21 protein-coding genes and 1 other RNA gene are annotated in these 23,702 nt (G+C 68.2%); 17 read left to right on the top strand and 5 right to left on the bottom strand.

Annotation, left to right across the window (positions count from 1 at the left end):
* Positions 1 to 5: 5 nt before the first annotated feature.
* On the bottom strand, positions 6 to 1,727 hold the full coding sequence (locus tag AC6CHL_RS17410; protein WP_498295520.1) for a penicillin-binding protein activator: 1,722 nt from the start codon (positions 1,725 to 1,727) through the stop codon (positions 6 to 8).
* Positions 1,728 to 1,807: 80 nt separating this feature from the next.
* On the opposite strand from AC6CHL_RS17410, the gene rsmI reads away from it, so the two are divergent.
* A complete protein-coding gene (gene rsmI / locus AC6CHL_RS17405; RefSeq protein WP_498295518.1) occupies positions 1,808 to 2,629 on the top strand; it encodes a 16S rRNA (cytidine(1402)-2'-O)-methyltransferase in 822 nt (273 codons plus the stop codon).
* 180 nt (positions 2,630 to 2,809) lie between these two features.
* Here the strand turns inward: rsmI and rnpB are convergent.
* The 3 genes from rnpB to AC6CHL_RS17390 form a co-directional block, all read right to left on the bottom strand.
* Positions 2,810 to 3,160: RNase P RNA component class A (gene rnpB / locus AC6CHL_RS17400), an RNA gene on the bottom strand.
* A 44-nt stretch (positions 3,161 to 3,204) separates the two neighbouring features.
* Positions 3,205 to 3,687: a DM13 domain-containing protein gene (locus AC6CHL_RS17395; RefSeq protein WP_498295517.1), complete on the bottom strand. Its 483-nt coding sequence runs from the start codon at positions 3,685 to 3,687 to the stop codon at positions 3,205 to 3,207.
* A gap of 240 nt (positions 3,688 to 3,927) precedes the next feature.
* Positions 3,928 to 4,704, bottom strand: coding sequence for an NRDE family protein (locus AC6CHL_RS17390; protein ID WP_498295575.1), 777 nt, complete (start codon positions 4,702 to 4,704; stop codon positions 3,928 to 3,930).
* A gap of 325 nt (positions 4,705 to 5,029) precedes the next feature.
* On the opposite strand from AC6CHL_RS17390, the gene AC6CHL_RS17385 reads away from it, so the two are divergent.
* From AC6CHL_RS17385 to lpxC, 15 genes are all read left to right on the top strand, one after another.
* Positions 5,030 to 5,476 (top strand): division/cell wall cluster transcriptional repressor MraZ, encoded by a 447-nt coding sequence (locus AC6CHL_RS17385; RefSeq protein WP_038690512.1) that lies wholly within the window; start codon positions 5,030 to 5,032, stop codon positions 5,474 to 5,476.
* A 14-nt stretch (positions 5,477 to 5,490) separates the two neighbouring features.
* Positions 5,491 to 6,459, top strand: coding sequence for a 16S rRNA (cytosine(1402)-N(4))-methyltransferase RsmH (rsmH, locus tag AC6CHL_RS17380; protein ID WP_038690511.1), 969 nt, complete (start codon positions 5,491 to 5,493; stop codon positions 6,457 to 6,459).
* Positions 6,456 to 6,719 (top strand): cell division protein FtsL, encoded by a 264-nt coding sequence (gene ftsL, locus AC6CHL_RS17375; protein ID WP_038690510.1) that lies wholly within the window; start codon positions 6,456 to 6,458, stop codon positions 6,717 to 6,719. Before rsmH ends, ftsL begins: the two co-directional genes overlap by 4 nt.
* Entirely contained in the window at positions 6,716 to 8,560 is a 1,845-nt protein-coding gene (locus AC6CHL_RS17370) for a peptidoglycan D,D-transpeptidase FtsI family protein (protein ID WP_038690509.1), read from the top strand. Before ftsL ends, AC6CHL_RS17370 begins: the two co-directional genes overlap by 4 nt.
* Positions 8,557 to 10,044, top strand: a complete 1,488-nt coding sequence (locus tag AC6CHL_RS17365) for a UDP-N-acetylmuramoyl-L-alanyl-D-glutamate--2,6-diaminopimelate ligase (RefSeq protein WP_498295515.1) — start codon at positions 8,557 to 8,559, stop codon at positions 10,042 to 10,044. Before AC6CHL_RS17370 ends, AC6CHL_RS17365 begins: the two co-directional genes overlap by 4 nt.
* Positions 10,041 to 11,483 (top strand): UDP-N-acetylmuramoyl-tripeptide--D-alanyl-D-alanine ligase, encoded by a 1,443-nt coding sequence (locus AC6CHL_RS17360; RefSeq protein WP_038690506.1) that lies wholly within the window; start codon positions 10,041 to 10,043, stop codon positions 11,481 to 11,483. The genes AC6CHL_RS17365 and AC6CHL_RS17360 overlap by 4 nt, the downstream gene beginning before the upstream one ends.
* Positions 11,473 to 12,558 carry a phospho-N-acetylmuramoyl-pentapeptide-transferase gene (gene mraY / locus AC6CHL_RS17355; RefSeq protein WP_038690505.1) on the top strand — a complete coding sequence of 362 codons (1,086 nt, stop codon included), beginning with the start codon at positions 11,473 to 11,475 and terminating at the stop codon, positions 12,556 to 12,558. The genes AC6CHL_RS17360 and mraY overlap by 11 nt, the downstream gene beginning before the upstream one ends.
* Complete coding sequence (gene ftsW, locus AC6CHL_RS17350; RefSeq protein WP_038690504.1) at positions 12,558 to 13,904, top strand: putative lipid II flippase FtsW; 1,347 nt, start codon at positions 12,558 to 12,560, stop codon at positions 13,902 to 13,904. Before mraY ends, ftsW begins: the two co-directional genes overlap by 1 nt.
* The gene (gene murG / locus AC6CHL_RS17345) at positions 13,901 to 14,992 is read left to right on the top strand and encodes an undecaprenyldiphospho-muramoylpentapeptide beta-N-acetylglucosaminyltransferase (RefSeq protein ID WP_498295513.1); all 1,092 of its coding nucleotides are present in this window, start codon (positions 13,901 to 13,903) and stop codon (positions 14,990 to 14,992) included. The genes ftsW and murG overlap by 4 nt, the downstream gene beginning before the upstream one ends.
* A 43-nt stretch (positions 14,993 to 15,035) precedes the next feature.
* Positions 15,036 to 16,472, top strand: a complete 1,437-nt coding sequence (gene murC / locus AC6CHL_RS17340) for a UDP-N-acetylmuramate--L-alanine ligase (protein WP_137191040.1) — start codon at positions 15,036 to 15,038, stop codon at positions 16,470 to 16,472.
* Positions 16,469 to 17,461, top strand: coding sequence for a D-alanine--D-alanine ligase (locus AC6CHL_RS17335; protein ID WP_051598891.1), 993 nt, complete (start codon positions 16,469 to 16,471; stop codon positions 17,459 to 17,461). Before murC ends, AC6CHL_RS17335 begins: the two co-directional genes overlap by 4 nt.
* On the top strand, positions 17,458 to 18,189 hold the full coding sequence (locus AC6CHL_RS17330; protein ID WP_038690501.1) for a cell division protein FtsQ/DivIB: 732 nt from the start codon (positions 17,458 to 17,460) through the stop codon (positions 18,187 to 18,189). Before AC6CHL_RS17335 ends, AC6CHL_RS17330 begins: the two co-directional genes overlap by 4 nt.
* Positions 18,186 to 19,421 carry a cell division protein FtsA gene (gene ftsA / locus AC6CHL_RS17325; protein ID WP_017355446.1) on the top strand — a complete coding sequence of 412 codons (1,236 nt, stop codon included), beginning with the start codon at positions 18,186 to 18,188 and terminating at the stop codon, positions 19,419 to 19,421. Before AC6CHL_RS17330 ends, ftsA begins: the two co-directional genes overlap by 4 nt.
* A gap of 196 nt (positions 19,422 to 19,617) precedes the next feature.
* Entirely contained in the window at positions 19,618 to 20,850 is a 1,233-nt protein-coding gene (gene ftsZ, locus AC6CHL_RS17320) for a cell division protein FtsZ (RefSeq protein ID WP_038690500.1), read from the top strand.
* A 179-nt stretch (positions 20,851 to 21,029) separates the two neighbouring features.
* A complete protein-coding gene (lpxC, locus tag AC6CHL_RS17315; protein ID WP_038690499.1) occupies positions 21,030 to 21,941 on the top strand; it encodes a UDP-3-O-acyl-N-acetylglucosamine deacetylase in 912 nt (303 codons plus the stop codon).
* 318 nt (positions 21,942 to 22,259) lie between these two features.
* On the opposite strand, the gene AC6CHL_RS17310 is transcribed toward lpxC, so the two are convergent.
* Positions 22,260 to 22,700: a DciA family protein gene (locus AC6CHL_RS17310; RefSeq protein WP_498295511.1), complete on the bottom strand. Its 441-nt coding sequence runs from the start codon at positions 22,698 to 22,700 to the stop codon at positions 22,260 to 22,262.
* A gap of 12 nt (positions 22,701 to 22,712) precedes the next feature.
* Between AC6CHL_RS17310 and AC6CHL_RS17305 the strand changes: the two genes are divergently transcribed.
* Positions 22,713 to 23,663, top strand: coding sequence for a M23 family metallopeptidase (locus tag AC6CHL_RS17305; protein ID WP_038690496.1), 951 nt, complete (start codon positions 22,713 to 22,715; stop codon positions 23,661 to 23,663).
* Positions 23,664 to 23,702: the final 39 nt, after the last annotated feature.

Here is a 23,702-nt window from a genome sequence, read left to right as displayed (position 1 = left end):
GGGGCTTAGTTGGCGCTGGCGATCGGCATCGGCCGGCCGCCGCTGAAGGTCGACCAGGCCGGCACGCGCAGCACGTTGCCGTTGCTGTCCAGGAACAGCGTGCCGGTGGCGCCGGGCAGGCCGCCTTCGTTGGCCATCTTGTCCAGGTAGGCGCTGATCTTCCACGCATCGAAGCCGAACGCGAACAGGCGGCCGGCCGCGCCACGCGCCGTGGGCAGAATCTGCCCGGCGGTGCTGGCCGACGGCAGGCCCGGCACGCCACGCACGTTCCATGCTTCGTTGGGGTACACGATGCCGTCCAGGGCCATGTCTTCTTCGGCCTTGCCGGCGCCCACGGTCAGCTGCGAGGTGCCCACGCGGGTGGCGCCACCGGCGCCGGCCAGTGCCAGCTGCGGGGCCAGCGCGCGCGCCTGCGGGGCCTTCACCGCCAGCAGCACGCCATCGACGGCGCCGGCGTTGCGGATCTGCGCGTCGATGTTACCCACGGTCTCGCCCACGCCGATGCTGGCCACCACCTGGCCGCCACGCTGGGCGAAGCGCTCGCGGAACGCGGCGGCGGCACGGCGGCCGTTGTCGTCATTGCTGTGCACCACCAGCACCTTGCTGCGCTCGCGGCCACGCAGGTATTCGGCGGCGATGATGCCGTCGTCTTCCGGGGCCAGCGAGAAACCGGCGCTGCCGGCCGGCGGGCTGCTCTTGCCGCGGTTCAGCGCCAGCACCGGCACCGGCAGCTGGGCGCGGCCGAACACCGCGTCCACTTCGTCGCGGCCGAGCGGACCGACCACGAAATCGACCCCGGCATTGACCGCCTTGTCGTAGGCCGCCACGGCACCGGCGGCGGTGCCGGCGGTATCGATGAACTGAATGTCCGGGCGGCGGCGGCTTTCACCGTAGTAGCCACTGAGCAGGCCGTCGCGCACCGGCTGCGCGGCCGTGGCCAGGCGGCCGCTGAGCGGCAGCAGCACGGCCATCTTTACCGGCGGGCGGTAGCCATCGCTCATGGCCGGCGGGCGCTTGCTGGTGTCGAACTGCAGGGCCTGTTCGCGATCGAACGGACGCGGCAGCGGCAGGCCACGCGCGATCAGGGCGCGGCCGGCGAAGTTGTACAGCGGCTCGTTGGCCGGCAGCGCGGCGGCACGGGCGCGCAGGGTGGCATCGTCGAGCGTGCCCAGCACGCTGGCGATGGCCTGCTGGTTGTCGATGCGGGCCTGGCCGGTGAGCGCGGCATGCGCGCGGGCGCGCTCCTGCGCGGCACCGAACAGGTCGCCGGTGGCCTGCAGCGCGTTGGCGCGGGCCAGCTGCCAGCGGGTGCGCAACGGCGGGGCGACGTTGTCGGCCGATTCCTTCAGCAGCGCCAGGGCCTGCGCCGGCTGCTTGTCGGCCAGCGCCAGTTCGGCACTGGTGAGGTGGTAGCGCTGCAGGCTGGCACCGTTGAGCTGGCGCGGGGTGATCTGTGCCAGCAGGGTGCGTGCGCGGGCGGTGTCGCCGGCTTCGTGCCAGGCGAACGCGGCGTCGGCCAGTGCGGCCGCGCGGGCGGCGCCCTTGAGGGTGTTGGCCAGCGCTTCCAGCTGCACGGCGGCATCGCGCGGTTTGCCTTGATCGATCAATGCCAACGCCTGGGCCTGCGCCGGCGATTCGGGCGCGCTGGTCAGGCTCGTCGTGGCGCAGCCGGCAAGCAGCAGCAGCGACAACGACAGGGCGGAGATCCGTGCGACGGGCTTGTTCATGATCAGGTCCATTCGATGGGGGCAGCGGCCGTGGCCGGGGAACGGTACGATTCTACCCTTGACCCACGAGTGCCGTTGCGATGAGTGCTGTCCCCACGCTGTATGTCGTTGCCACCCCGATCGGCAACCTGGCCGACCTGACACCGCGGGCGCAGGACGTGCTGCGCTCGGTGGCGGCGATCTGCGCCGAAGACACCCGCCGCAGCGGCCAGTTGCTGGCCCACTTCGGCATCCAGCAACCGCTGGTAGCCCTGCACGACCACAATGAAGAAGCGTTGGCGCAGCGCATCGTGGCCCGGCTGCAGGCCGGCGAGTCGCTGGCGCTGGTGAGCGACGCGGGCACCCCGCTGGTGAGTGACCCGGGCTACCGCCTGGTGCGCGCCGCCCGCGAGGCCGGCATCCGGGTCAGCCCGGTGCCGGGCGCCTGCGCGGCCATTGCCGCGTTGAGCGTGGCTGGCCTGCCCAGCGACCGCTTCACCTTTGAAGGCTTCCTGCCGGCCAAGGCCTCGGGCCGCCGCGAGCGCCTGCAGGGCCTGGCCGCGGAAACCCGCACGCTGGTGTTCTACGAATCCTCGCACCGCATCACCGAATCGCTGGCCGACATGGTGGCCACCTTCGGCGCCGAGCGCCCGGCGGTGCTGGCGCGCGAACTGACCAAGCTGTTTGAAACCGTGCTCGACGGCACCTTGGCTTCGCTGCTGCAGCAGGTGGAAGCCGACGACAACCAGCGCAAGGGCGAGTTCGTGGTGATGGTGCAGGGCGCCGCCGACGACGAGCAGGCCCAGCTGGCCGCCGGCCGCCGCCTGTACGCCAAACTCAGCGAACACCTCCCGCCATCCACGGCAGCCAAGCTCGCCGCCGAACTCACCGGCGCCCCCAGAAAAGCCCTCTACGGCGGTTGATCGGCCGGTAGAGCCACCCCACGGGTGGCTGCACGCGATGCCAAAAAAGGTAGAGCCACCCCACGGGTGGCTGCACGCGATGCCAAAGAAGGTAGAGCCACCCCATGGGTGGCTGCACGCGATGCCGGAACGTAAGGCAGCCACCCATGGGCTGGCTCTACCTTCGGCATTGCAATGAAAGGGCGGAGCCGGCCGATAAGCCGGGTTTTGTCGTGGACAGTCATTCCTCTAGGCGCTACGTCACCGCAGCGCTCAAGCAACCTACCCGGACCCGACGCGGGCCACGCCATTAGGTCCCTATTTGGTCTTGCTCCAGGTGGGGTTTGCCGTGCCGGTCTGTTGCCAGACTCGCGGTGCGCTCTTACCGCACCATTTCACCCTTACCGGCTTCCCGAAGGAAACGTAGGCGGTATCTTTCTGTTGCACTTTCCGTCGGCTTGCGCCGCCCAGGCGTTACCTGGCACCTTGCCCTATGGAGCCCGGACTTTCCTCGGCATCCGCAAGGGATGACGCGACTGTCTGGCCGACTCCGCCGCGCGCATTGTCCCACATCCCGGCGTGCGGAGGGCGGGCGATCACCCCGGCGTTCGGTATTGCCCGGCCGAGATGAACTGCGCGAAGCGCTCGCACCACACCACCACGGTGGTGAATTCCTCGACATCCACGCCCGCTGGCACCTCGACCAGGAAGCGGTTGAACGTCTTCACCTCGCCAATGCGAACCGCATCGGCCTTGATCCGTTCAAACCCGGCCTTGGTGTCGACGAACTCGCGGGTCAGGTACACCTTGTAATCCGGGCCCGGGGCGATCTTGCCGGTGAACGCGACCTGGGTGGCGCTCACGCTCAGCGCGCCATCGGCCCAGTGCAGCGCATCGCTGCCCTTCTGGTCGCGGTGGAGGCTGGCGTGGTAGCGGGCCTGCTCCATCGCGGCCTGTACCTGCTGCACCGGCGGATCGTCGGGGGCGGTCAGGATCGGCAGGAAGTACACGCCCAGGCCGAAGCCCACGCCAAGCACAACCAGGTGGCTGATCAGAAGAAGGAGGATGCGTCGTCGCATGGAAGCTCCGTACCGAGTGGAGAAGCGGCAACGGCGCCGCCCCGCCATCCTCGGCACGCAGCGCGTCGGGTCAAGGCGCCTTGGAGGCGGAGTCGGGCCGGCATCCTTCACAGAACCGGCTCCATCGGGACCGAGGGGTCGGGAATGCCTTCTGTCGCAGCGGCGTTAAACTTTCGTGAACACCCTTGCTTGTGGCTGAAGTGCCGCAATGCCCGGTCCCTGAAGATCGGCTTGGCAACGTCAAAGTGCGCCGATCTGCGCCCTTGCCGCCAGCCGCGTCTCGCCGATGCAGCTGCCGTCCGGCCCGAACCGGCGCTCGTGGATGAAGCCCTCGCCGTCGGCATCCAGCGCGATGATCGTGCTGGCGCGGGTGCCGTACTCGGGGCTGCGGATGAACGCCGCGCTCAGCCAGCGCTCGCGTTCCAGGCCGATGCCGGTGTCGGGCAGGGCGCTGTCGTCGGCCCGGGTTTCATCGGCCAGCGCCGCCCACAGTGGGGCCAGGTCGTCGCTGCCGCTGGCGATCCAGCCCTGCACGGCGGCGTTCAAGCGCGCGGTCTTGGGCCACGGCGCATCCAGCGGCCCGTTGGACATGCCGTGCACGCCGGGCGCCAACGCCTGCCGGCCCGCCGGGTGGTTGCCCAGGAACTCGCAGCTGTCGCGGTCGGCCAGCAGCAGATTGAACGGGGCGAAGGTGGCGGCGCGGGCGGCCAGCGCATCGGCGAAGCGGGCGGCCGGGGCGGTGTCACGCAGGTAGTCGGCCACCAGTGCGCCGCGGGAGGGGCCGGTCTGGCGGGCCAGCGGGTCGCGCACGTTGGTCACCACCGCCATGCGGCCGCCGGGTCCGACCCCGGCCCAGGTGCCGCCCGAGCGCAGGTCGCGTCCGGCCAGCAGCCCGTGGTCGGGCGCCGGCCAGGCCGCCAGCGCGGCGGTGGGGCGGGCGTGGAACTCGTCGCGGTTGCCGGCCATCAGCAGCTGCCAGCGGGGGTGGGTCTTCCAGGCAAGGGCAAGCAGGCACATGGCCGGCATTGTGCCGGGTTTGCGCAAGGCCAGGCCAATGGCGACGGGTGTTGGCATGAATACGCGCCTATGTTTCACGCCCTCTACACGGGCCTGAACTTCGCCCCAATCTCAAAAAATGAGACGAAACAGCAACTTGTGGATAAGCCTTGAACAAGTCTCTAAACATTGCTGCAAGCCCTTGATGTTCAAAGTGATTTCCCGCTCGCAAAGTTGTTGACAACCCAATCGGCACTGCTAAGGTGGGCAACAGAGGCAAAACCGGGTTTTTTGTGGTTTTTCGTGGTTCAATGTTTCATCCGGGCGAAGGAAAGGTGCACGCGTCGTGTTTCAGGGCGAGACGGCCATCACGGTTGACGATAAAGGACGCATGGCGGTTCCCACCGCGCATCGTGACCTTGTCGCGCGTGTGAGCAACAACCGCCTGGTCCTGACCTACAACCCCTTCGAGTCCGGCTGCCTGTGGCTGTATGCCGAAACCGAGTGGGAACGGGTCCGCGACGACGTCATGGCCAAACCCAACACACAGCGCGTCGTGCGTCTGCTGCAACAGAAGCTGGTCGGTTCGGCCGCGCATCTGGAGCTGGACGGCAACGGCCGCATCAGTATTCCTGCCAGCCACCGCGGTGCCGTTGGCATTGAAAAGAAGGCGGTTCTGCTCGGCATGGGCGACAAATTTGAATTGTGGAGCGAGCAGGCACATCGCGCGTTGATCCAGCAGACGTTGTCTGACGGGGATCTGGGCGATGGGTTGCTCGACCTGAAGTTGTGAGCCGGGGTGCCCGGATGCGCGGAGCAGCGCAGACCGGTCACCTTCCGGTGTCGCAGTCGCCGGCGGGGCACCTGCCGGTTCTGTACACACAGGTCCTGGACGGCCTGAGGGTGATCGAAAACGGTACGTATCTCGATGGCACGTTTGGTCGTGGCGGTCACGCCCGCGGCGTGCTCGAGCAACTCGGTCCCGGAGGCCGGCTGCTGGTCATGGACAAGGATCCTGAAGCGATTGCGGTAGCCGAGCGCGATTTCGCGCCGGACCCGCGCGTCTCGATCTTCCGGGGCAGCTTCGCCGACCTGCTGCACTGGGACGCCACCGCCGACGGCCTGGACGGGGTGCTGTTCGACCTGGGCGTGTCCTCGCCGCAGCTGGACGTGGCCGAGCGTGGTTTCAGCTTCGGCAAGGACGGCCCGCTGGACATGCGCATGGACCCGGACAGCGGCGAAAGCGCGGCGCAGTGGCTCAACCGTGTTGAAGAACGCGAGCTGATGGACGTGCTGTGGACCTACGGCGAAGAGCGCCAGGGCCGCCGCATCGCCAAGGCCATCGTGGCCCGCCGCGACAAGCAGCCCTTCACCCGCACCGCCGAACTGGCCGAGCTGATCGCCTCGGTGATGCCGCGTGGCAAGGACAAGATCCACCCGGCCACGCGCAGCTTCCAGGCCATCCGCATCCACATCAACCGTGAACTGGCCGACCTTGAGGCGGGCCTGGACGCGGCGATGGCGCGGCTCAAGCCCGGTGGCCGGCTGGCGGTGATCAGCTTCCATTCGCTGGAAGACCGCATCGTCAAGCAGTTCATGAACCGCCACGCCAAGGCCCCGCCGAGCAATCGCCGGCTGCCCGAGCTGGCCGCGTTCGTGCCGACCCTGGACCTGCACGGCGGCGCCATCAAGGCCGAGGACGACGAGCTGGCGGTCAACCCGCGCTCGCGCAGCGCCGTGCTGCGCGTCGCCGAAAAGCGCGAGGTGGCCGGGTGAGTCGCCTGCTGCTCATCGTGCTGCTGGCCTGCACCGTCGCCTCGGCGATCGGGGTGGTGTTCATGCGCCACCGCCACCGCCAGACCTTCATCGAGCTGTCCAAGGTCGAGCGTGCGCGTGATGAGCTCAACATTGAATTCGGCCGCCTGCAGCTGGAGCAGGCGACCCTGGCCGAGGCCACCCGGGTTGACCGGGTGGCCCGCGAGAAGCTGGGCATGAAGTTCCCGGAAGCGGCGGACGTGGTGGTGATCCGGCCATGAATAAATCCGGTCGCAACCGCACCCGCAACAGTTTCAACCTGCGCCAGCGCCTGAAGTGGGTGGGTCTGGCGCTTGGGCTGTGCTCGGTCTCGCTGGTCGGCCGTGCCGCCTACGTGCAGATCATCAACAGCGATTTCTACCAGCGCCAGGGCGAAGCCCGGTACCTGCGCGAGCTGCCGATCAACACCTCGCGCGGCATGATCACCGACCGCAACGGCGAGCCGGTGGCGGTGTCCACCCCGGTCGCCTCGATCTGGGTCAACCCGCAGGAACTGCTGCGCGCGCCCGACCGCATTCCGGAGCTGGCCACCGCGCTGGGCATGCCGCTGGATGAGCTGACCTCCAAGCTGTCGCAGAAGTCGGACAAGGAATTCATGTACCTGCGCCGCCGGATCAACCCGGACGACGCGGAGAAAGTGGTGGCGCTGAAGATCCCGGGCGTGGCCTCGCAGCGCGAGTTCCGCCGCTTCTACCCGCAGGGTGAGGCGATGGCGCACGTGCTGGGCTTCACCAACATCGACGACCGCGGCCAGGAAGGGCTGGAGCTGGCCTTCGACGAATGGCTGCGCGGCAAGGCCGGCGCCAAGCGGGTGATCCGCAACCGCAAGGGCGACACGGTGGAGAGCGATCTGCTGCGCGCCGCCGAGCCGGGCAAGGACCTCACCCTCAGCATCGACCGCCGCATCCAGTTCCTGGCCTTCAAGGAACTGCGCAACGCGCTGATCGCCAACAAGGCGGCCGGCGGTTCGATGGTGATCATGGACGTGGCCACCGGCGAGATCCTGGCCATGGTCAACCTGCCTACCTACAACCCCAATTCGGTCGGCGGCGCTGCCCCGGACACCCGCCGCAACCGCGCGGTGACCGACCTGGTCGAGCCCGGCTCGACCATGAAGCCGTTGACCATCGCCTCGGCGCTGCAGTCCGGCGTGGTCACCAAGGACACCACGGTGGATACCAACCCGGGCTACATGGCCGTGGGCCGGTTCACCATCAAGGACGTGCCGCGCAACAACGGCGTGCTCAATGTCACCGGCGTGATCACCCGCAGTTCGAACATCGGCGCGGCCAAGATCGCCGCCAAGATGCCCGACCAGGTGTTCTACGACCACGTCCACAGCTTCGGCTATGGCGTGTCCCCGCACAGCGGTTTTCCCGGTGAGTCGGCCGGCGTGCTGAAGCGGCCTGGCCGCTGGGACGGTGCCACCAAGACCACCATGTCCTACGGCTATGGTCTGAATGTCACGCCGCTGCAGATCGCCACCGCGTATTCGGCGCTGGGCAACGGCGGCCGTCTGATCGCGCCGACCTTCGTCAAGGGCCAGCGCAACGAAGGCAAGCAGATCATCGACCCCAACATTGCCAAGGATGTGGTGGCGATGATGGAAACGGTGGTCACCCAGGGCGGCGCCAAGCAGGCGGCGGTGCTGGGTTACCACGTGGCCGGCAAGACCGGTACCGCGCGCAAGGCGGGCCCCGGCGGTTACGAGCGCGGGCATTACAACGCGCTGTTCGCCGGCGTGGTGCCGGCGACCAACCCGCGCTTTGCCACGGTGATCGTGATCAACGACCCGCAGGCCGGCAAGTACTACGGCGGCCTGGTGTCCGCGCCGGTGTTCCACAACGTGATGGAAGGCGCGCTGCGCCTGATGGACGTGCCGCCGGACGACATCGAGTCGTGGCTGGCGGCGCAGCAGTCCGGAAAGCTGGGGCATACCACCTCGTCGTTGCCGGTGCCGCCGCCGGAAACGGTGATCGCCCCGGATGCCGCCGCCGAATTCGATGCCGCGCTGCCCAGCGCGCACGCCACGGTGCCGCCCGCGCAGGGAGGCACCCAATGAGCCAGACGATGTTGCTTTCGCAGTTGATCCCCGATGTGGCGCTGAGCCACGACCCGTCCATTACCGGCCTGGTGCTGGACAGCCGCGCCGTGCGCCCGGGCAATGCCTTCGTGGCGATCGCCGGCTTCGGCGCGCATGGCCTGGGCTTCGTCGCACAGGCGCAGGCCAATGGCGCCGGCGCGATCCTGTTCGAGCCGCCGGCACCGGCCGAGCTGCCGGCCCCGGCCGACGCCATCGCCGTGCCCGGCCTGCGTACGCGCATGGGCGCGATGGCCGACCAGTTCCACGGCCATCCGTCGCGCGCGATGACGATGGTGGGCGTGACCGGCACCAACGGCAAAACCTCCACCGTGCAGCTGCTGGCCCAGGCCTGGCACCTGCTCGGCACCGCCAGTGGCAGTATCGGCACCCTGGGCGTGGGTCTGTATGGCCACGTGGTGCCAACCGGCTTCACCACGCCGCTGGTGCTGCAGATGCATGAAGTGCTCGCGCAGCTGCGCGACGACGGCGCGCGCGCGGTGGCGATGGAAGTCAGCTCGCACGCGCTGGACCAGGGCCGCGTGGATGCCGTGCACTACGACGTGGCGGTGTTCACCAACCTCACCCGCGATCATCTCGATTACCACGGCGACATGGCGCAGTACGGCGCGGCCAAGGCCAAGCTGTTCCACCGCGATGGCCTCAAGGCCGCGGTGGTCAACCTGGACGACAGCTTCGGCAGCGAACTGCTGCGCACTGTCGGTGCCTCGGTACGCCAGATCGGGCTGAGCTCGCGCGGCGCACAGCAGGCCACCCTGCGCGCTGATTCGCTGATGCTGGACGGCCGCGGCATCGCCTTCGACCTGGTGGTCGATGGTGCGCGCTACCCGGTGCAGTCGCCGCTGCTGGGCCGCTTCAACGTGGACAACCTGCTGGCCGTGGCTGGCGCACTGTATGCGCTGGACCATGCACCGGCCGCGATCGCCGCGCTGCTGTCGCAGCTGCAGCCGATTGCCGGGCGCATGAACCGGCTCGGCGGCGAACACGGCCTGCCCACCGTGGTGGTCGACTACGCCCACACCCCCGACGCGCTGGAACAGGCGCTGGCCAGCCTGCACGATCACCTGGCCGGGCGCCTGGTCTGCGTGTTCGGCTGCGGCGGCGAGCGTGACACCGGCAAGCGGCCGCAGATGGCCGCCATTGCCGAGCGCGGCGCCAACGTGGTGATCGTCACCGACGACAACCCGCGCGGCGAAGACGGCGACGTGATCGTGGCCGACATCGTGGCCGGGCTGGCCAATCCCGCCGCCGCCCACGTGCAGCGCGACCGCGCCGCCGCCATCGCCACCGCGATCGGCCTGGCCGGTGCCGGCGACATCGTGCTGATTGCCGGCAAGGGCCACGAGCCCTACCAGGAAGTGCACGGTATCCGGCACGCCTTCGACGACACCGAGGTGGCCGGCCGCGTGCTGGCCGCGCGTGCCGCGCAGGAGGTCGCAGAATGAAGCGCACCCCGCTGTCGCTGATCGCACATTGGGCCGGTGGCGAGATCCATGGCGACGACACCGCCATCGACGCCATCAGCAAGGACACCCGCACGCTCGCCCCGGGCAGCCTGTACGTGGCGCTGCGTGGCGACCGCTTCGACGGCCATGACTTCGCCGCCGATGCCGTCGCGCGCGGTGCTTCGGCGATGCTGGTCGAGCGCCTGCTGGACGTGGCGCTGCCGCAGATCCTGGTGGCCGACACCCAGCACGCGCTGGGCCGCATCGCCCATGGCATGCAGCGCGACCGTGCCGCCGGTGTGTTCGCCATCACCGGCAGCAACGGCAAGACCAGCGTCAAGACGCTGCTGCTGGCGATCCTGCAGCAGGTGGCACGCGAAGAACACAAGGTGGTGTACGCCAACCCGGGCAATCTCAACAACGAGATCGGCCTGCCGCTGGCGGTGCTGGATGCCCCCGAAGACGCCGATTTCGCCGTCTACGAGATGGGCGCCGGCAAGCCGGGCGACATTGCCTACCTGACCGACATCGTGCGCCCGCGGTACGCGCTGGTGAACAACATCGCCCCGGCCCACCTGGAGCGGATGGGCAGCCTGCAGGGCGTGGCCACCACCAAGGGTGCGATCTACGCGGCGCTGCCGGCCGATGGCGTGGCGGTGATCAACGCCGACGATGCCTTCGGCATCTGGTTCGAGCAGCACATCGTGGGCCAGCCGCCGCGCTGCCGCGTGCTGCGCTACGGCCTGGACCACAGCGCCGACGTGAGTGCGCTGGCCATCCGACCGAGCGCCACCGGCAGCCAGTTCCTGCTCACGGTGAAGCCCGCGCCGCGCATGGATGCGCAAGTGGTGCGGTCGCAGGATGCGATGGAGCACCAGGTGGAAATCGCGCTGGCCCTGCCGGGTCGCCACAACATCAGCAACGCGCTGGCCGCCGCCTCGCTGGCGCTGGCCGCCGGCATCGGCCTGGACCAGATCGCGCTGGGCCTGGCCCGCGCCGAACCGGTGCCGGGCCGCCAGGTTGCGCACCAGCTGCCCAACGGCGCGGTGCTGATCGATGACAGTTACAACGCCAATCCCGGCTCGCTGGCCGCGGCGATCGACGCGCTGGCCGGCGGCAAGGACGAAGGCTGGCTGGTGCTGGGCGACATGCGCGAACTGGGCCCGGACGGCCAGGCGCTGCATGCCCAGGCCGGTCGCCGCGCACGCGATGCCGGGATCAAGCGCCTGTACACGCTGGGGCCGCTGAGCGCCGCCGCATCGAGCGCCTTCGGCGACGGCGGCCGGCACTTCCAGGACCACGACACGCTGGCCGCCGTGCTTGCCTCCGACCTGCATGCTGGCGTGCGCTGCCTGGTCAAGGGCTCGCGCGGCAGCGCCATGGACAAAATTGTGAAAGCGCTGTTGGCGCGAGGAGAGGAAACCCCCCATGTTGCTTGAACTGGCCCGATGGTTGCAGCAATTGGAGAGCCTGTTCGGGCTGTTCGGCTATCTGACGCTGCGCGGCATTCTTGCCGCGCTGACCGCGCTGTTCCTGTCGCTGTGGCTGGGCCCGGCGATGATCCGCAAGCTGGCCCAGTTCAAGGGCGGCCAGCCGATCCGTACCGACGGCCCGCAGACCCACTTCTCCAAGGCCGGCACGCCGACCATGGGCGGCTCGCTGATCCTGCTCACCATCACCTTGTCGGTGCTGCTGTGGGCCGACCTGCGCAACCGCTACGTGTGGGTGGTGCTGGCGGTGATGCTGTGCTTCGGCGCCATCGGCTGGTACGACGACTGGATCAAGATCGTGCGGCGCGACCCGAACGGCCTGAAGTCGCGCTGGAAGTACCTGCTGCAGTCCATTTTCGGCCTGGCCGCCGGTCTGTTCCTGTTCTACACCGCCGACGTGCCGGCCGCGCTGACCTTCTACATCCCGATGTTCAAGTCGGTGGCGCTGCCGCTGGCCGGGATCAGCTTCGTGGCCATTGCCTACTTCTGGATCGTCGGCTTCTCCAACGCGGTCAACCTGACCGACGGTCTGGACGGCCTGGCGATCATGCCGACCGTGCTGGTGGCCTGCGCGCTGGGCGTGTTCGCCTATGCGTCGGGCAACGTGGTGTTCTCCAACTACCTGCAGATTCCGCAGATTCCCGGGGCCGGTGAACTGGTCATCATCTGCGCGGCCATTGCCGGTGCAGGCCTGGGCTTCCTGTGGTTCAACACCTACCCGGCCATGGTGTTCATGGGCGACATCGGCGCCCTGGCGCTGGGTGCGGTGCTGGGCACCATCGCGGTGATCACCCGCCAGGAGCTGGTGCTGGTGATCATGGGCGGCGTGTTCGTGATCGAAACGCTGTCGGTGATGATCCAGGTCGCTTCGTTCAAGCTGACCGGCAAGCGCGTGTTCAAGATGGCGCCCATCCACCACCACTTCGAGCTGAAGGGCTGGCCCGAGCCGCGCGTGATCGTGCGCTTCTGGATCATCTCGGTGGTGCTGGTGCTGATCGGCCTGGCCACGTTGAAGGTCCGCTGATGAACGACCTGTCGCGCCAGGCAACCCGCCTTGAAGCCATCGGAGGCCACTTCGACAAGTGGCTGCTGGGCGCGATCATCGCGCTCACCGGGCTGGGCGTGGTGATGGTCGCGTCGAGCTCGATCGCCTTGATGAGCAGTCCGTTCTACTACCTCAACCGCCACCTGATCTTCCTGGCCATCGGCATCGTGCTGGCGGGCATCGCCATGCGCACCGAGCTCAAGAGCATCGAGCAGTACAACCAGGTGCTGCTGCTGGGCTGCTTCGCGCTGCTGGTGGTGGTGTTCGTGCCCGGCCTGGGCAGCAGCGTCAACGGCGCCCGGCGCTGGATCAACCTGGGTATCTCCAAGTTCCAGACCGTCGAAGCGGTCAAGGTGCTCTACATCGTGTGGCTGTCCAGCTACCTGGTGCGCTTCCGCGACGAGGTCAACGCCACCTGGCCGGCGATGCTCAAGCCGCTCGGCGTAGCCGGCGCGCTGGTGGTGCTGCTGCTGCTGCAGCCCGACTTCGGTTCGTCCACGCTGCTGCTGGCCATCACCGCCGGCATGCTGGTGCTGGGCGGGGTCAACATGCCGCGCATGTCCATGCCGGTGATCATCGGCATGGTGGGCATGAGCGCACTGGCGATCATCGAGCCCTACCGCATGCGCCGCATCACCTCCTTCCTGGACCCGTGGGCCGACCAGCAGGGCGACGGCTACCAGCTGTCCAACGCGCTGATGGCCGTGGGCCGCGGCGAGTGGACCGGCGTGGGCCTGGGCAACTCGGTGCAGAAGCTGTACTACCTGCCCGAAGCGCATACCGACTTCATCTTCTCGGTCACCGCCGAGGAGCTGGGGTTCATCGGCACCTGCCTGATCATCGCGCTGTACGCACTGCTGGTGGGTCGCACCTTCTGGCTGGGCATGCGCTGCGTGGAGATGAAGCGCCACTTCTCCGGCTACATCGCCTTCGGCATCGGCCTGTGGATCAGCATGCAGAGCTTCGTCTCGATCGGGGTCAACCTGGGCATCCTGCCGACCAAGGGCCTGACCCTGCCGCTGATTTCCTCCGGTGGCTCCAGCGTGCTGATGACCTGCGTGGCGATGGGACTGCTGCTGCGCGTGTCCTACGAACTGGATCGCGCCGAGCGCCGCCAGGCGGTGCGCATGGGCGCGGCCGAAGGCGACGAACCGATGGACGCCGAGCCGGGCAGGGGCGCCAGTGCCTCGTCCGTGGCCGCCGCCATGCAGGACACCAAGGCCCATGACGGCAGCCCGCGTGATGGCCTGCCGCGTGACAGCGCCTCGCGTGGCACCAGCCGCATGCAGCAGCGCATCGAACCAACCCTGGGGAGGATGGGATGAACACCCAACCCGCTTCCTCCGAGCGCCCGGTAATGATCATGGCCGGCGGTACCGGCGGCCACATCTTCCCCGGCCTGGCCGTGGCCAAGGTGCTGCGTGCGCGCGGCATTCCGGTGACCTGGCTGGGCAGCGACGGCGGCATGGAAACGCGCCTGGTGCCGCAGCACGACATCCACATCGACACGCTGGCCATCAGCGGCCTGCGCGGCAAGGGCAAGCTGGCCCTGCTCGGCGCGCCGGGCCGCCTGCTGCGCGCGGTGCGCGCGGCCGGCTTCCTGATCCGCGACCGCCAGCCGCGTGCGGTGGTGTCCTTTGGCGGCTTCGCGTCCGGTCCTGGTGGCCTGGCCGCGCGCCTGCACGGGCTGCCGCTGCTGGTGCACGAACAGAACCGCGCGCCGGGCCTGACCAACCGCGTGCTGTCGCGCTTCGCGCGCCGCGTGCTGACCGGCTTCCCGGGCAGCTTCGCCCAGCGCGAAGAGGCCGTGGGCAACCCGGTACGCGCCGAGATCGCCGCGATCGCGCCGCCCGACGTGCGCCTGGCCAACCGCCAGGGGCCGCTGCGCCTGCTGGTGCTCGGCGGCAGCCAGGGCGCGCGCGTGCTCAACAACGCCGTGCCGAAGGCGCTGGCCGCACTGGGCAGCGCTGTCGCCATCGACGTGCGCCACCAGAGCGGCGAGAAGCTGCATGCCGAAGCCGTCAGCGCCTACCAGGCCGCCGGTGTCACCGCGCGCGTGGATGCGTTCATCGCCGACATGGCCGAGGCATTCGCCTGGGCCGACCTGGTGGTGTGCCGTGCCGGCGCCTCGACCCTGGCCGAGCTGTGCGCAGTCGGCGTGGGCAGCGTGCTGGTGCCCTTCGCTGCTGCCGTGGATGACCACCAGACCCGCAACGCGGAGTACCTGGTCGACCGTGGCGCGGCCGTATTGCTGAAGCAGGATGAAACGCTGGCCACGCACCTGGAAGGCGTGCTGCGCGATTTGTCCGAAAATTCCGCCCGTCGCATGCAGATGGCGAATGCCGCGCGTGCCCTGGCCAAGGTCGATGCCGCAGAGCGCATCGCCGACATCATCCTCGAGGAATCCAAATGAAGACCGCCACGCGCCAACGCGCCTGCCCGACGCGGGGCCGCGCATGATCCGCCGCCTGCACGACACCAACGACCTGGTGCGCGCTTTCCCGCGCGTGCACTTCGTCGGCATCGGCGGCACCGGCATGAGCGGCATCGCCGAAGTGATGCTGACCCTGGGCTATGAAGTGTCCGGGTCGGACAACGCCGACAACACCGCCACCCGCCGCCTGGCCAGCCTGGGCGCGCGCGTGATGCGCGGCCATTCGGCCGCCAATGTGCTGGGCACCGATTGCGTGGTGGTGTCCAGCGCGATCCGCGACGACAACCCCGAGCTGATGGAAGCGCGCAGCCAGCGCATTCCGATCATGCCACGCGCGGCGATGCTGGCCGAGCTGATGCGCTTCCGCCGCGGCATCGCGGTGGCCGGCACGCACGGCAAGACCACCACCACCAGCCTGACCGCAGCGGTGCTGAGCGAAGGCGGGCTGGACCCGACCTTCGTGATCGGCGGCCAGCTGCTGGCGGCCGGCGCGAACGCCAAGCTCGGCAGCGGCCAGTGGCTGGTGGCCGAAGCCGACGAAAGCGATGGCAGCTTCCTGCGCCTGAACCCGCTGGTCTCGGTGATCACCAACATCGATTCGGACCACCTGGAAAACTACGGCAACGATTTCGCCCGGGTCCAGGCCGCCTTCGCCGAATTCCTGCAGCGCCTGCCGTTCTACGGCCTGGCCGTGCTGTGCATCGATGACCCGGAAGTGGCCGCGCTGGCCGCGCAGACCCCGCGCCACGTGATGAGCTACGGCATGAGCAGCAACGCCGACGTGCGCGCCGAGGACGTGGTCCAGGACGGCCCGCGCATGCGCTTCACCCTGCGCCTGCCCGAAGGCAGCAGCTACCCGGTCACGCTGGCCCTGCCGGGTGCGCACAACGTGCTCAACGCGCTGGCCGCCGCCGCAGTGGGCTGGCAGCTGGGCGTCGCCCCGGACGCCATCGCCCGCGCGCTGGAGAGCTTTGCCGGCATCGGCCGCCGCTTCAATGATCTGGGGATCGTCACCACCCATAGCGGTGCGCGGGTGCGCCTGATCGACGACTACGGTCACCACCCGCGCGAGCTGGCCGCGGTGTTTGCCGCTGCCCGTGGCGGCTGGCCGGACCAGCGCCTGGTGGTGGCGTTCCAGCCGCACCGCTACAGCCGTACCCGCGACCAGTTCGATGCCTTTGCCGCGGTTCTGTCCGAAGTGGATGCGCTGGTGCTGAGCGAGGTCTATCCGGCCGGCGAAGCGCCGATCCCGGGCGCCGACTCGCGTTCGCTGGCGCGCGCCATCCGCGCGCGCGGCCGCAGCGAGCCGGTCGTGGTCGGCCATACCGCCGAGCTGTCGCACGTGCTGCCCGACGTGCTGCAGGACGGTGACCTGTTGTTGCTGATGGGCGCCGGCGATATCGGCCACGTGGCCCAGCTGATCGCAACCGAAGGCTTCACGGAGACCCCGGCGGCATGAACCCGATCTTCTTCCCGTCGCTGCGCGTCACCGACCCGGCCGTGTTCGGCCGCGTCGCGGTGCTGCTGGGCGGCACCTCCAGCGAACGCGAGGTGTCGCTGGATTCGGGCCGCAACGTGATCGCCGCGCTGCGCGCGCGCGGCGTCGACGCGGTGGCCGTGGACGGCATCCCGGCGCTGGCGCTGGCACTGGTCGAAAAGCGTTTCGACCGCGTCTTCAACATCCTGCACGGCCACAACGGCGGCGGTGAGGACGGCATCGTGCAGGGGCTGATGGACGCCTTCGGCGTGCCGTACACCGGCTCCAAGGTGCTCGGCTCGGCGCTGAGCATGGACAAGATCCGCACCAAGCAGGTGTGGTTGTCGCTGGGCCTGCCCACGCCGCGCTACGTCAAGCTGGTGGAGGGCGTGGAAGTGCACGCCGCCGCCGCAGAGCTGGGCCTGCCGGTGGTGGTCAAGCCGGCCAATGAAGGCTCCAGCGTGGGCATCAGCCGGGTCAGCGATGACGCCGGCCTGGACGACGCCGTGGCCCTGGCCGCGCGCTACGACGGCCAGCTGCTGATGGAACAGATGGTGGTGGGCGATGAGCTTACCGTGGCGATCCTGGGCGACCAGGCGCTGCCGTCGATCCGCATCGTGCCCAAGGGCCAGTGGTACGACTACAACGCCAAGTACATCGCCGAGGACACCCAGTACCTGTGCCCCGGCCTGGACGGCGATGACGAAGCCGAGATCCGCCGCATCGCGCTGGCCGCCTTCCAGGCTGCCGGCTGCCACGGCTGGGGCCGGGTGGATGTCATGCGCGACCGCGACAGCGGCCGCTTCTACCTGCTGGAAGTGAACACCGCGCCGGGCATGACCAGTCATTCGCTGGTGCCCAAGGCCGCCGCGCAGGCCGGCATCGGCTTTGAGGAACTGGTCTGGCGCGTGCTGGAACAGACCCTGCCGACCCACCTGCAGGACCTGGACAGGGAGCGTGCCCACGCATGAACGCGGTGCTGCGCATCTTCGTCTGGTTGCTGGCCCTGTCGGTCGTAGCGCTGCCCGTGGTGGCGGTGCTCAACGGCTGGGTCGGTGCCGAACGCTGGCCGTTGGCCAAGCTGCGCGTGCACGCCGAGTTCAAGCGGGTGCCCGCCGAACAGCTGCAGCAGGTGGTACTGCCGTACGCCAAGGCCGGGTTCTTCGCGGTCAAGCTGCAGGACGCGCAGGACGCCATCGAGCAGCTGCCGTGGGTGGAAAGCGCGCAGGTGCGCAAGCAGTGGCCCGACGTGCTGGAAATCAGCCTGGTCGAGCACAAGCCGTTTGCGCGCTGGGGCAACGACCGCCTGCTGTCCGAGCAGGGCAAGCTCTTCGCCACGCCCAAGAAGCTGCAGGACCTGGCACTGCCCGACCTGGATGGCCCGGACAGCCAGACCGAGGAAGTGGTGGCGCTCTACAACGATGCACGGGCGCTGTTCGCGCCGGCCGGGGTGGACGTCAAGCGGGTCAGCATGGACGCGCGTGGCAGCTGGTCGCTGCTGCTCAGCAATGGCACCGAAGTGGTGGTGGGCCGCGATGACGCACGTTCGCGCCTGCAGCGTTTCGTGCGCGTGCTGCCGCAGCTGAGCAACCAGGCGGCGCCGATCGAACGCGCCGACCTCCGATATACCAATGGTTTCACGCTGAGCTGGGGTACCCCGGCCGCAACCGCGCCAAAGCCGGCGCAGGACAGGACATGAATCGCAAGGGTGACAAATCACTGATCGTTGGCCTGGATATCGGCACCTCCAAGGTGGTGGCGCTGGTCGGCGAGTATTCGCCGGGCAACCCGATCGAGGTCATCGGCATCGGCTCGCACGAATCGCGCGGGCTCAAGCGCGGCGTGGTGGTGGACATCGAATCCACCGTGCAGTCGATCCAGCGCGCGGTGGAAGAGGCCGAGCTGATGGCCGGCTGCGAGATCCGCTCGGTGTATGCCTCGATCTCGGGCAACCACGTGCAGTGCAAGAACTCCCCCGGCATCGTGCCGATCCGCGACGGTGAAGTGACCTGGGGCGACCTGGACCGGGTACTCGACGCGGCCAAGGCGGTGGCGATCCCGGCCGACCAGAAGATCCTGCACGCCATTCCGCGCGAGTACGTGCTGGACGATTCGCAGGAAGGCATCCGCAACCCGGTCGGCATGACCGGCGTGCGCCTGGAGGTGCATGCGCACCTGGTGGTGTGCGCGCAGTCGGCCGCGGCCAACATCAGCAAGTGCGTGCAGCGCTGCGGCCTGCAGGTGGACGACCTGGTGCTGTCCTCGCTGGCCTCCAGCGTGGCGGTGCTCACCGCCGACGAGCGCGAGCTGGGCGTGGTCCTGGTCGACATGGGCGCCGGCACCACCGACCTGGCCGTGTTCGTGCAGGGCGCCATCTGCCACACCGCTTCGCTGCCGATCGCCGGTGACCACGTCACCAACGACATCGCCCACATGCTGCGCACGCCCACCCCGGAAGCGGAGCAGATCAAGGTGCGTTATGCCTGCGCGCTGGCCCAGCTGGCCACCGCCGAGGAAAGCATCCAGGTACCCAGCGTCGGCGATCGTCCGCCGCGCCGGATGCCGCGCCACGCACTCGCCCAGGCCGTGCAGGGCCGCTACGAAGAAATTTTCGAGATGGTGCAGGCCGAACTGCGTCGCTCCGGTTTCGAGGAACTGGTGCGCGCCGGCATGGTGCTCACCGGCGGTGCCTCGAAGATGGAAGGCGTGGTCGAACTGGCCGAGGAAATGCTGCAGATGCCGGTGCGCGTGGGCATTCCGCAGCACGTCACCGGCCTGGGCGAAGTGGTGGGCAATCCGGTGCACGCCACCGGCGTTGGCCTGCTGCTGATGGGCAGCCAGATCGAACACCCGCGCCGTCCGTCGCTGCCCACCGGGCGCGCGGGCAGCATGTTCAAAAAACTCAAGACCTGGTTCCGCGGCGAATTCTGACGCGGCCCGCGGTAGAGCCGACCGTTGGTCGGCTGCATCACCTGCACCCCCGGCACCACTGCAACGCAACGCACCACCGCAACACGGCAGCACCGGCAACACACAACCCACACAGCCGCAACGGCAACATGACGCGCGAAAGGCAGGAGGCCTGACCGCCCATGCCACCGAAAGCGGATACAACGAGGACACGGACATGGCGCATTTCGAACTGATTGAAAAGATGGCACCCAATGCGGTGATCAAGGTGATCGGCGTGGGCGGCGGCGGCGGTAACGCCGTGGCGCACATGGTCAGCACCAGCGTGGACGGCGTGGAATTCATCACCGCCAACACCGACTCGCAGGCCATCAAGAATTGCGGTGCCAAGCTGCAGCTGCAGCTGGGTACCAACGTCACCAAGGGCCTGGGCGCAGGCGCGAACCCGGAAGTCGGCCGCCAGGCCGCGCTGGAAGACCGCGAGCGCATCATGGACGCGCTGCAGGGTGCGGACATGGTGTTCATCACCGCCGGCATGGGCGGCGGCACCGGCACCGGTGCAGCACCGGTGGTGGCACAGCTGGCCAAGGAGATGGGCATCCTGACCGTCGCCGTGGTCACCAAGCCGTTCCCGTTCGAAGGCCGTCGCCGCATGCAGGTGGCGCTGAAGGGCATCGAGGAACTGAGCCAGCATTGCGATTCGCTGATCACCATCCCGAACGAAAAGCTGATCACCGTGCTGGGCCGCAACGCCACCATGATCCAGGCCTTCCGTGCCGCCAACGACGTGCTGCAGGGCGCCGTGCAGGGCATCGCCGACCTGATCGTGCGTCCGGGCCTGATCAACGTCGACTTCGCCGACGTGCGCACCGTCATGTCCGAAATGGGCCTGGCGATGATGGGTACCGGCACCGCCCGCGGCGATGACCGCGCCCAGGCCGCCGCTGAAGCGGCCATCCAGAACCCGCTGCTGGACGATGTGAACCTGGCCGGTGCCAACGGCATCCTGGTCAACATCACCGCCGGCGCCGACTTCACCATGGCCGAGTTCGACGAGATCGGCCGCACCATCGATGGCTTCGCCTCCGAAGATGCCACCGTGGTGGTCGGTACGGTGCTGGACCCGGACATGCAGGACGAAGTCCGCGTGACCGTGGTGGCCACCGGCCTGAACCGTGTCGTGGCGTCCAAGACCCAGCGTCCGGGCGAGCGCGCGCCGATCAAGCTGGTCCGCAACGCCACCACCGGCCAGCCGGAGTTCGGCGAGTTCGACACCGGCGGCGATGCGGTCTCCAAGGCGGTGGGCGGGATGGGCATGGGCATGGGCCTGCGTCGTCCGAGCGCCGACACCCCGGCGTCGTCGGCCCCGTCGTCGTCCGGCCCGGCGGCTGCTGAACTGCCCAACGATTACCTGGACATCCCGGCGTTCCTGCGCCGCCAGGCGGACTGAGGATTGCATGCCGGGGCCTTGTCCTCCCCGGTAGGCGCCTCCATGTCCCTTGCTGCCGGGCCCGGAGTGGCCCGGCAGTCTGCCGCCCGTCTTTCGGTTCAGAAAGGGGTGGTGGTACTGCGTGTTATTCTTGTTTGTCACCGTCGCGCTGACTGCGCGCTCTCCCGGTCCTGCTCCCCATGATTCCGCAACGCACCCTCAAGAACACGATCCGCGCCACCGGCGTTGGCCTGCACAGCGGTGACAAGGTCTACATGACCCTGCGCCCGGCCCCGGTCAACCATGGCATCGTGTTCCGTCGGGTCGATCTGGAGCCGGTCGTGGAAGTGCCCGCGCGCGCGGACCTGGTCACCGAAGTCACCCTGTGCACCGGGCTGACCTACCACGAGGCCAAGATCCAGACCGTCGAACACCTCATGTCGGCACTGGCCGGCCTGGGCGTGGACAACATCATCGTGGAGCTGTCCTCGGCCGAACTGCCGATCATGGATGGTTCCTCCGGGCCGTTCGTGTTCCTGCTGCAATCGGCGGGCATCGCCGAGCAGGACGCCCCCAAGCGCTTCATCCGCATTCTCAAGACGGTGGAAGTGACCGAAGGCGACAAGGTCGCCCGCTTCGAGCCCTACGAGGGCTACAAGCTCGGTTTCACCATCCAGTTCGATCACCCGATGATCCCGGCCAAGCAGTCGCGCGCCGAGATCGAGTTCTCCACGGCCGCCTACACCAAGGAAATCTCCCGCGCGCGCACCTTCGGGTTCATGCGTGACCTGGAGTACATGCGCGAGCGCAACCTGGGCCTGGGCGGTTCGATGGACAATGCCATCGTGCTCGACGAATTCCGCGTGCTCAACGACGACGGCCTGCGCTACGCCGACGAGTTCGTGCGGCACAAGATCCTCGACGCCATCGGCGACCTGTACCTGGCCGGTGGCCAGGTGCTGGGGGCCTACGAAGGCTTCAAGTCCGGCCATGCGCTCAACAACAAGCTGGTGCGCGCGCTGATGGCCGACGCCACGGCGTGGGAGTGGGTGAGCTATGACGCCGCGGCCGCTACGGCTCCGGTGGTTTATGGGGTGCCGGCTTACGCCTGATCCGGGCCTTACGTGGCAGCCACCCATGGGGTGGCTCTGCCGGCCGGGTATCGCATTGATTTCATTGAAAAACAGACGGCGCCCAGGGCGCCGTTTTGCGTTTTCGGGATCACCGCGGGGTGATCTTGATGTCAATGAACCGTGGACGTGCACAGGTCACGGAATTGTGAACCTGATCGAGGTTCTTGCTGAATTTAACGCAATTTTAATAAAAGACTAACGACTGGGCGACGTTCCACGGCTACGATGCTGGCCGGTTCCCTGACAAGTTCACGTGCTCGTGACGCGTCGGGGAAGGGGACGGATGCCCCGATGTCTTCAGGATTTGGTGAAATCCAGATCCTTCAGGCAGGCCAACGCGTCGCGTAGCCCTTTGTGCGTGGCGGCTGAAACTGCGTGGGGGCCATTCCTGTTATCGATCGCTGGGGAGCGTGGAGGAGGGGCAGCCGCAGTTTTGACGGTCACCTTGGTGACCTTCAGCCCGATGGACCGGGCCGCGTCGATCAACTGTGCTTCGGCAAGCCTCAGCTTGGCGTGCCACACGGGGGAATCGACGAGAAAAACGAGGTGCTCGCCGTTTACATTCGCCAGCCGGCAACGGGTGGCCAGTGCAGGCGGTAAATGGGGGCGCAATTGACGGTCCAGTGCGTCCAGCCACAAGGCTCGGCGCAGCGGGTTACCGGCTTTGTCCGCCATCACCGCATCCAGCGCCGGCTTCGGCGTGGATGGGGATCGCGCACTGGATTTCGGCTCAGACATGAAAACTCACTGATGGCATTCAAAAAGATCGTAATCAAAACGCGTGAAGGAAAGGCCAAGACGCCCCTGGCGCGTTTGCGTTTCTACTTCGAAGATTCACCCCGGGCCCTGCTGGGCAGCGTGCTGGGGGTTGGCTGCCTGATCGGCTTCGGTGCCGGCATCGGCGGCAGCATGTTCAATGATTCCCGGCTCCACGCCAAGGTCGCCCAGCAGGAACGCGAGCTGGCGCAGGCCCAGAAAGACGCCCAGACCCAGGTGAACGCGCTGGCAGCGCGGATGGGTGAACTGCAGGCGCAGGCCACCCGTCTCAACGCCCTGGGCGAACGGCTGACCCAGATGGGCAAGCTGGAAGACGGCGAATTCGACTTCAACGAGACCCCCGGCCTCGGTGAAGGCGAGCCCGGCCCGACCCAGGACATCCCGGTCAGCGCGGTCAACGCCGACTTACAGGTGCTGGAGCAGCGCTTTGCTGCTTCAGGCCGCCAGTTGTCGGTGATGGAGTCGCTGATGTTCGACCACCAGCTCGAACAGAACGCGGTGCCTGGCCGCATGCCCATCCGCAACACCTACATCACCTCCAACTTCGGCACCCGCAGCGATCCGTTCGGTCGCGGTGCGGCTACCCACAAGGGCATGGACTTCCACGCCAAGGTCGGTGACCCGGTGATGTCGGTGGCCGACGGCGTGGTCAGCTTTGCCGGCGTGAAGGGCGGGTACGGCAACGTGGTCGATGTGGACCACGGCAACGGCTATGTCACCCGCTACGCGCACAACTCGCGCCTGGTGGTGAAGCCGGGCGATCTGGTGCGGGCCGGCCAGGAAGTGGCCAAAGCCGGTTCCACCGGCCGTTCCACCGGTGCCCACGTGCACTTCGAGGTGTGGGAGCGTGGCCAGGTGGTCAACCCGCGCAAGTTCCTCGGTGACGGCGGCAATACCCCGGTCGGCCGCGTTTCGCGCGGCTGAACCGGTCGGGTGGTGCCGGCCGCTGGCCGGCACGCCTTC

The organism is Stenotrophomonas sp. GQ19, from assembly GCF_059758695.1.
Note: the sequence above shows the minus strand (reverse complement) of the source record. Positions and strands in the feature narration are given on the sequence as shown.